The organism is Streptomyces sp. NPDC030183, from assembly GCF_055573455.1.
Window position 1 is genome coordinate 1 of sequence record NZ_JBVIBK010000066.1, and the last position, 7,687, is coordinate 7,687.

General features: G+C 71.3%; 8 protein-coding genes and 1 pseudogene. 5 read left to right on the forward strand and 4 right to left on the reverse strand.

Translation table 11 applies throughout. The features are described from left to right. Positions 1 to 126 precede the first annotated feature (126 nt). Positions 127 to 1,050 (reverse strand): 1-aminocyclopropane-1-carboxylate deaminase/D-cysteine desulfhydrase, encoded by a 924-nt coding sequence (locus ACZ4Z2_RS37200; RefSeq protein WP_468082196.1) that lies wholly within the window; start codon positions 1,048 to 1,050, stop codon positions 127 to 129. 113 nt (positions 1,051 to 1,163) lie between these two features. Then, a complete protein-coding gene (locus tag ACZ4Z2_RS37205) occupies positions 1,164 to 1,754 on the reverse strand; it encodes an N-acetylmuramoyl-L-alanine amidase (protein ID WP_468082198.1) in 591 nt (196 codons plus the stop codon). Between the two features lie 304 nt (positions 1,755 to 2,058). Between ACZ4Z2_RS37205 and ACZ4Z2_RS37210 the strand changes: the two genes are divergently transcribed. The 5 genes and pseudogenes from ACZ4Z2_RS37210 to ACZ4Z2_RS37230 form a co-directional block, all read left to right on the forward strand. Beyond that, positions 2,059 to 3,465: a family 2B encapsulin nanocompartment shell protein gene (locus ACZ4Z2_RS37210; protein WP_468082199.1), complete on the forward strand. Its 1,407-nt coding sequence runs from the start codon at positions 2,059 to 2,061 to the stop codon at positions 3,463 to 3,465. Positions 3,466 to 3,511: 46 nt separating this feature from the next. Continuing rightward, complete coding sequence (locus tag ACZ4Z2_RS37215) at positions 3,512 to 4,726, forward strand: family 2 encapsulin nanocompartment cargo protein polyprenyl transferase (RefSeq protein WP_468082201.1); 1,215 nt, start codon at positions 3,512 to 3,514, stop codon at positions 4,724 to 4,726. Between the two features lie 194 nt (positions 4,727 to 4,920). Continuing rightward, positions 4,921 to 5,505, forward strand: coding sequence for a dihydrofolate reductase family protein (locus tag ACZ4Z2_RS37220; protein WP_468082203.1), 585 nt, complete (start codon positions 4,921 to 4,923; stop codon positions 5,503 to 5,505). An 83-nt stretch (positions 5,506 to 5,588) separates the two neighbouring features. After that, positions 5,589 to 5,888, forward strand: coding sequence for a hypothetical protein (locus tag ACZ4Z2_RS37225; protein ID WP_468082204.1), 300 nt, complete (start codon positions 5,589 to 5,591; stop codon positions 5,886 to 5,888). A gap of 212 nt (positions 5,889 to 6,100) precedes the next feature. Then, positions 6,101 to 6,306 (forward strand): annotated as a pseudogene (locus ACZ4Z2_RS37230) (YciI family protein); the annotation flags it as partial. Positions 6,307 to 6,332: 26 nt separating this feature from the next. On the opposite strand, the gene ACZ4Z2_RS37235 reads toward ACZ4Z2_RS37230, so the two are convergent. Together ACZ4Z2_RS37235 and ACZ4Z2_RS37240 are read right to left on the reverse strand one after the other, a co-directional pair. Then, positions 6,333 to 7,085, reverse strand: coding sequence for a VOC family protein (locus ACZ4Z2_RS37235; protein ID WP_468082206.1), 753 nt, complete (start codon positions 7,083 to 7,085; stop codon positions 6,333 to 6,335). Between the two features lie 15 nt (positions 7,086 to 7,100). Beyond that, entirely contained in the window at positions 7,101 to 7,583 is a 483-nt protein-coding gene (locus tag ACZ4Z2_RS37240; RefSeq protein ID WP_468082208.1) for a VOC family protein, read from the reverse strand. Positions 7,584 to 7,687: the final 104 nt, after the last annotated feature.

Consider the following 7,687-nt stretch of genomic DNA (forward strand, 5'->3'; position numbering starts at 1 on the left):
ACGTCCAGTACACGGGTCAGGGCCCGGCACGCCGAGAGCACGCACCTGACGCCGCGGGGCCGCCCTCCGGGCGACGGCGGGAATTTGACGACAGGGCCTAGGCGGCAGGTCAGAGGGTTGGGAGGGCTACGTGGGGAGCGGGCTTCCCGTGATCACCGCGGCGACCGTCGTCCCGCGCGGGAAGGTGCCTTCCTCCGCCAGGGAGACGAGACCGTAGAGCAACTTGGCCACATAGAGACGCTCCACGGGCAGTCCGTGGCGCGCCTCGAAGTCGGCGGCGAAGGCGTCCAGGCCGGGTGTGGTGCGCGCGTAGCCGCCGAAGTGGAAGCGGTCGTCGAGGTCCCAGTGGCCGCGGCGGCCGCCGAAGGCGCTCTCCTGCAGCCGCCGTATCTCCTCCTCCAGGAAGCCGCCCTTGAGGACGGGTATTCCGAGGGCGCGCTGGTCGGGGGCGAGTCCGGCGGCCAGGCCGGCGAGGGTGCCGCCGGTGCCACAGGCGACGGCCACGACGTCGGCCCGGTCGCGCAGTTCCGCGCCGAGCTCGCGACATCCTCGTACGGCGAGGGCGTTGCTGCCGCCCTCGGGGACGACATAGGCGCCCTCGGCGTCGGCGGCGCGGAGGACGGCGGCCAGAGTGGCCGGGTCGGCCTTTTGGCGATAGATCGATCTGTCGATGAAGTGCAGGCGCATGCCGTCCGCCGAGCAGCGGGCCAGGGAGGGGTTGAGGGGGCGGTCCGCCAGTTCCTGGCCGCGGACCACGCCCACGGTGGACAGGCCGAGGAGGCGGCCGGCGGCGGCGGTCGCCCGGAGGTGGTTCGAGTACGCGCCGCCGAAGGTGAGCAGCGAACGACCCGCCGCCGCGCTCAGATTGGGCACGAGCTTGCGCCACTTGTTGCCGATGAGCCGCGGGTGGATCAGGTCGTCGCGCTTCAGGAGCAACCGGACGCCGTGCCGGGCGAAGCGGCCGTCCTCCACCTCCTGGAGGGGGGACGGCAACCTGGGGCGCAGGACGGCGGTGGGGTCGGGGCTGCTCACGCGGCCATTGTCGGACATCTGTCCGGGAACGGCCGCCCGCTCAGCCCCGACGCCCGTGCACGCGGGGACGACGTGCACGCGGGGGCGACGTGCAGCGCGGTGGGGCGACGTGCTGCACGGTGGGGCGACGGCTAGCGGAGGCGGTCGCGGATACGGCTCCTCATGGTGGTCATGGTGAAGCCGCGGGGGTCGACCTTGCCGGGCTGCCATTCGAGGTGGCCGATGACGGAACGTTCCGTCCAGCCGTGGTGGCGGCAGATGGCCGCGGAGACCCGCTCGATCGCTTCGAGCTGGCGCTCGGGCCACGGGTCGAGACCGTCGCCCAGGTTCTCGCACTCGAAACCGTAGAAGTGGCGGTTCCCGTCGGTGTTCGCCTCGTTGTCCGGGGGGAGGGCCGTCTCGGCGATCACGGCCCGCAGGACGTCGTCGTCGCCGCTGCCGGCGTGGTTGGCGCGGCCGTAGCCGACGAGGTGGACACGGCCGTCCTTGGTGATCACGCCGTGGCACAGCGGGCCCGGCAGCCCCGAGTAGCCGTCGCGGCAGATGCGGACGGTGCGTTCACTGCCGGAGGTGACCGTGTGGTGGATCATCACGCCGTGGACGGGGCCCCACGGCCCTTTGTGGTTGCGGTTGTGATGCTCCCAGTCGCCGACCTCGACGACGGTGACGCCTTCGTTCTTGAGGATGCTGAGAAATCTGGCCGCGGACATGGGTGGGGCCATGACCGACTCCTTCGAACGGTGCGACGGCCGCTGGTCCGGCCGCCTCGTACGCAGGGTTGTACCCAGGTCTCCGTGCGGGCGTCAGATGTCGCAGTGGGCTGCGAGCCGATCCGGTCATTTGCGGGACGGGACCGGACGGGACGGGGGCGAGAGAGGGATGGTGGACAAAGTCCCTCGATATGCCCAGCGTTCGTAAGATCCATTCCCGCTCTTTCGGGTAATAGCACCAGCACGCTGGGTGATGCCAGGCTGGTGGCGAGATCGGTGACCGCGATATCAGTGCACACCCGGAGGGGAAATCCGTATGTCGGTAGGCGAAGAGGTCCGTACGCAGCAGGAACGGCCGCAGCAGAGTCTCGGCACGGCTGCCGCGCGGAACCTGGCCACCACCACGAAGTCCGCGCCCCAGATGCAGGAGATCAGCTCGCGCTGGCTGCTGCGCATGTTGCCATGGGTGAACGTGCAGGGTGGCACGTACCGGGTGAACCGCCGGCTCACCTACGCGGTCGGCGACGGTCGCATCACTTTTGTGAAGACGGGCGACCAGGTCGCCGTCATCCCCGCGGAACTGGGCGAACTGCCGGCCCTGCGGACCTACGAGGACGTGGACGTGCTGGGCGAGCTGGCCCAGCGGTGTGAGCAGCGGGAGTTCGCGGCGGGCGCGGTGCTGGCCGAATTCGGCAGCCGGGCGGAGGAGGTGTTCCTGCTCGCGCACGGCAAGGTCGAGAAGATCGGCACGGGCCCCTACGGCGACGACGCCGTGCTCGGGGTGCTGGCCGACGGTGCCTACTTCGGGGAACAGGCCCTGCTGGACGCCGACGCGATCTGGGAGTACACGGCCCGCGCGGTCACCGCGTGCACGGTGCTCGTCCTGCCCCGCCAAGCCGTCGACCAGGTCGCGGAGCGCGCCGAGACCCTCAGCGACCACCTGCGGCAACTGCGCTCCATCCCGGAGCAGCGCACCAACAAGTACGGCGAGAAGGAGATCGACCTCGCCGCCGGCCACAGCGGTGAGCCGGACATCCCGCACACCTTCGTCGACTACGAGGCCGCGCCCCGCGAGTACGAACTGAGCGTCGCCCAGACCGTCCTGCGCATCCACACGCGCGTGGCGGATCTGTACAACCAGCCGATGAACCAGACCGAGCAGCAGGTCCGGCTCACCGTGGAGGCGTTGAAGGAGCGTCAGGAGCACGAGCTCATCAACAATCGGGAGTTCGGCCTCCTCCACAACTGCGAGTACGACCAGCGGCTCCAGCCGCACGACGGCGTGCCCAGCCCGGACGACCTGGACGAGCTGCTCAGCCGCCGCCGGGGCACCAAGCTGCTGCTCGCCCACCCGCGCGCGATCGCCGCGTTCGGCCGTGAGCTCAACAAGCGCGGACTCGTCCCGGAGACGATCGACATCGCCGGCAACCGCATCCCCACCTGGCGCGGTGTCCCGATCTACCCGTGCAACAAGATCCCGGTGACCGAGGCCAGGACCACCTCGATCATCGCCATGCGTACCGGAGAGGAGGACCAGGGTGTCATCGGCCTGCGCGCCGCGAACATCCCGGACGAGATCGAGCCCAGCCTGTCGGTGCGCTTCATGGGCATTAACGAACAGGCGATCATCAAGTACCTCGTGACGGCCTACTACTCGGCCGCGGTCCTCGTCCCCGACGCGCTCGGCGTTCTGGAGAACGTCGAGATCGGCCGTTGGCGGTGATCTCACCCGAACCGCCACCGTCCGCAGCCTCCTCGGGGGCGATCCCTTGGGTGAGTTCATGACGGAGACGCAGCAGAGCCCGGCCGAGACCCTGGAGGGCGGCGCTCTCGACCTCGAGATCCTGGAAAGGCGGAGCCACATCACGATCCCTCCGGACCCGACGGGAGCCCCGGACCCCACGGGAGCGGCGACTCCCGCCGGCGACGGGGGCGGGCCCGCGCGACAGGGTGCGCCCAGTCCCTTCGACGGGCAGGAGGCGGCCGAGATCCTGGAGCGGACGCGGCAGTCGGTCGACCCCGAACTGCGCGGGGCCGTGCAGTCCTTGCCCAGTTCGATGCGCCGGGTGGCGCGCTACCACTTCGGCTGGGAACAGGCGGACGGCACCCCGGCCGCCGGCAACGCCGGCAAGGCGATCCGGCCCGCACTGGTGCTGGCGGCGGTCGAGGCGCTCGGCGGACGTGAGTCCGCCGCCGTCCGGGCCGCCGCAGCGGTGGAGCTCGTGCACAACTTCACGCTGCTGCACGACGACGTGATGGACCGGGACGCCACCCGCAGGCACCGGCCCACCGCGTGGACCGTGTTCGGGGTGCCCGACGCCATCCTCGCCGGGGACGCGCTGCAGGCCCTGGCCCTGCGGCTGCTCGCGGAGGATCCGCATCCGGCGTCGGCCGCGGCCTCCGCGCGGCTCGCCTCCTGTGTCGTCGAGCTGTGCGCGGGCCAGCACACCGACACGGAGATGGAGGAGCGCCGGCCGGAGGAGGTCACCCTCCCCGAGGTGCTCGCCATGGCCGAGGCGAAGACGGGCGCGTTGCTCGGCTGCGCCTGTGCGCTCGGGGCGCTCTACGCGGGGGCCGGTGAGGAGGAGGTCGAGGCCCTCGACGCGTTCGGGCGGGAGGCGGGGCTCGCCTTCCAGCTCATCGACGACGTGATCGGGATCTGGGGGGATCCGAGCCGTACCGGCAAGCCGGCCGGCGCGGACCTCATCGCCCGTAAGAAGTCACTGCCGGTGGTCGCCGCGCTCACCTCGGGCACACCGGAGGCGGCCGAACTCGCCGAGTTGTACGGGGCGCCGTACCAGGAGGGCGAGTGGGAGCGGACGGCGCTCGTGGTCGAGCGGGCCGGCGGGCGTGACTGGGCGCAGGTCCAGGCGGCCGACCGTATGGCCCGGGCCATGCATGAGCTGTCCCGGGCGGTTCCGGACCCGGAGGCCGCGGGAGGTCTGCTCGCGCTGGCCGAGTTCGTGACGCGTCGCAGCAGTTGAGAAGAGGCCCCGGAGGCATCGGCACCGCGCCGACCTGACCCCGCGCGGTGTCGGTGCCTCCGGTCGGACGCGGGTCCCGCACATCCCCACGGTGTGCGGGGCCCGCTCATGCTTGCCATCACTACAATTGAAGTACTATAACTGGAGTGGTCAAGGAGGAAGTCGAAGACGAGGCCGGAGAGAAAGAGGCAGGTTTGCGCAAGCTCACGTATGTCGTCGCTTGTTCGATCGACGGGTTCATCGGGGGCCCGGACGGCGACGCGTCCTTCATGTACCCGCACGTGGTGGGGGAGTACGCCGAGTACCTCAGGACGGAACACCCCGACATCAACCCGACCCATGTGCGCCGGCTCATAGGGACCGACGACGTCCCGAACCATGCGTACGACACGGTCATCCAGGGGCGCGGCAGCTACGACGAGGCGCTGAAGGACGGCATCACCAGTCCGTTCGCGCATCTGCGGCAGTACGTCGTCTCGCGCACGCTGACGGAGTCGCCCCATCCGGACGTCGAGATCATCTCGACGGACCCGGTCGGCAAGGTCCGTGAGCTGAAGGCGGAGGACGGCCCTCTCGGGATCTATCTGTGCGGGGGCTCCGTCGTGGCGGGGGAACTGCTCGACGAGATCGACGAGCTGATCATCAAGACGTACCCCATCGTGCTGGGGACCGGGATGCCGATGTTCGGCTCCGGGTTCGACATCACCGAGTTCACGCTGGGCGAGGTCCGTGCCTTCGACAACGGGGCCGTGGTGCGGACGTACATCAGGAAGCGGTGATCCGGAGGATCGGCGGCGTACGGCGGGGGATCGACGGCGTACGGCGGGGAGCGCCCGGCGGCCGTCGGTCATACCCTGAGGGCATGGGCACCGACGAGCAAGTCTGCCCGGCCTGCGGACAGCCTGTGGCCACGATCGTGCGGCGGCACAAGACGCTCGGCGCGTTCGTCCCCGTGTGGGGTCCGGGTCCGTGCAGGAACCCCAAGTGTGAGGCGTACGTCGACAAGGCCGCCGAGGCCGAGGAGGCCGCCGCGCAGCGGCCGCGGGCGGTGGCCCGGCGGTCGCACGGTGCGCACGGCTCGGCCGGAACGCACGGCCGGGGCACGGCGCAAGCCGCCGACCGCGAAGCCGCGGAGCAGGTCGAGGACACCACCGACGGGTGAGGGACTGCCCCGCCCGGGCTGTACCGACGGGTGAGGGACTGCCCCGCCCGGGCTGTACCGACGGGTGAGGGACTGCCCCGCCCGGGCTGTCTCGTTCGGGACTCACCCCGCCCAGGAATCTCACCCCGAATCTCACCCCCGACACCTCGCCCGGACAACTCGCCCCGGGTGTACCGATGAGTTCGGCACGGCTCCGGCGTCTCCTGTGATTCGTGACGGTCGACGCCGACGGCAAGCCCGTCGTCGAGGACGGGCCGTACCCCGAGACCCAGGACGTGCTCGCCAGCTACTGGCTGCTGGACTGCGCGAGCCTGGACCACGTCACCGAGATCGCGGCCCGTGTGGCCCAGTGCCCCAGCCCGCCGGGGCCAAGGAGTACCCCGTGGTGATCCGGCCCGTGATGGAGGGCCCGGGAGACGTCGTCCAGGCCCGCCGTTCGGCTGCTCACGCAGCCGGCAGGCCCCCCGATTCCGGGTCGCGGCCGGTGAGGCAGTACGTGCCGCCCGCCGGATCCCGCATCACCGTCCAGTGGGGGTGGTCGGCCACGAAGGTGGCGCCAAGCCGTTCGTGTCGGGTGCGGGTGGCTCGCCGGTCCGCGCAGGCCAGGTCGAGGTGGGCCGACGCGGGGGCGGGGGCGTCCAGGCGCTGGAGGAGGATGCGGAGGGGGAGACCCGCGGGCGGGCCCAGGACATGGAACTCCGGGCGCGAGCCGGTGTACGACGTCCAGCCCGTCAGGGCGGCCCAGAAGGTGACCTCGCCGTCGAAGGCGTCCGGTGCGATGTCGAGGCACACCTGGTCCAGGCGGCTCCCGTCGACCACCGGCGGGCGGAGCGCCTCCCCGTGCCACGGCACCGCGCAGAAGAGCTGCCCGGCGGGGGAGCGGAGCACCGCCCAACCGTCGTGCGGGGCGACGACCTCGGCGCCGAGACCGACGGCGCGGTCGACGAACGCGGGTACGCCCTGCACCGCGAAGTCGAGATGGGCGCCGCCGTCGCCCGCCTCCACCACCTGGGCCTTCACCCACGCGTCGCCCGTCTCGGGGAGCAGCGTCACGAACTCGCCCCGCTCACCCCGTGGGGCGGACAGCTTCGTCGCCGTCACCGCGGTCCAGAAGGCGCACGCCCGCTCGTAACCGGCCTCCGGTCGGTCGGCGAAGGCGTACGCCCACCGGATCGCCCCACCGGTCACGCCACCCACGCCACCCACGCCCCCTCAGCTCCCCTGAGCCCCGTACTTCGATGCCTTGCCCGCTTCTCCCGGCTTCCGGGGCTCCATGAAGCGCAGCATGTTGCCAGCCGGGTCGCGGAACGCGCAGTCGCGTACGCCGTAGGGCTGGTCCATGGGCTCCTGGAGGACATCCGCGCCGGATGCCTCGACGCGGGAGTAGAGGGCGTCGCAGTCGTCGGTGGTGAAGTTGACGCCGCGGAGGACGCCCTTGGCGAGGAGCTGGGCGATGGCCTCGCGGTCGGCGGGGGAGATGTCGGGGTCCGCGCCCGGGGGTTCGAGGACGATCTCGACATCGGGCTGGAGCGGGGAGCCGACGGTCACCCAGCGCATGCCCTCGAAGCCGACGTCGCCGCGGACCTCCATGCCGAGGACGTCACGGTAGAAGGCGAGCGCCTTGTCGTGGTCGTCGACCGCGAGGAAGCACTGGGAGAGCTTGATGTCCGTGCCGGGGGCTCTGTTCGTATCCATAGGCCCACGCTAGGCCCTGTCGTCAAATTCCCGCCGTCGCCCGGAGGGCGGCCCCGCGGCGTCAGGTGCGTGCTCTCGGCGTGCCGGGCCCTGACCCGTGTACT